The sequence below is a fragment of the Rhodosalinus sp. FB01 genome (assembly GCF_041365715.1).
Lineage (GTDB): Bacteria > Pseudomonadota > Alphaproteobacteria > Rhodobacterales > Rhodobacteraceae > Rhodosalinus.
This window is the reverse complement of the sequence record NZ_JBGFSH010000102.1, coordinates 1-347: the sequence shown is the minus strand read 5'-3', so window position 1 is coordinate 347 and position 347 is coordinate 1. Positions and strand designations below refer to the sequence as shown.

The window sequence follows — 347 nt, the reverse complement described above, 5'->3', positions numbered from 1 at the left end:
GACTTCGACGCGGTCAAGGCCGACCTCGAGGCGCTGATGACCGAAAGCCAGGACTGGTGGCCGGCCGACTGGGGTCACTACGGCGGCCTGATGATCCGCATGGCCTGGCACGCGGCCGGCTCCTACCGCACCGCGGACGGCCGCGGCGGCGGCGGCACCGGCAACCAGCGCTTCGCGCCGCTGAACTCCTGGCCGGACAACACCAACCTCGACAAGGCGCGGCGCCTGCTCTGGCCCGTGAAGAAGAAGTACGGCAACCGCCTGAGCTGGGCCGACCTCTTCATCCTCGCCGGCAACGTCGCCTACGAGTCCATGGGGCTCAAGACCTACGGCTTCGCCTACGGCCG

1 protein-coding gene is annotated in these 347 nt (G+C 69.7%); it reads left to right on the top strand.

All coding sequences use genetic code 11. The features are described from left to right. Nucleotides 1-347, top strand: a 347-nt coding sequence (locus tag AB6A65_RS16785; RefSeq protein ID WP_371039517.1) for a peroxidase family protein, incomplete at both ends; no start/stop codon positions are given.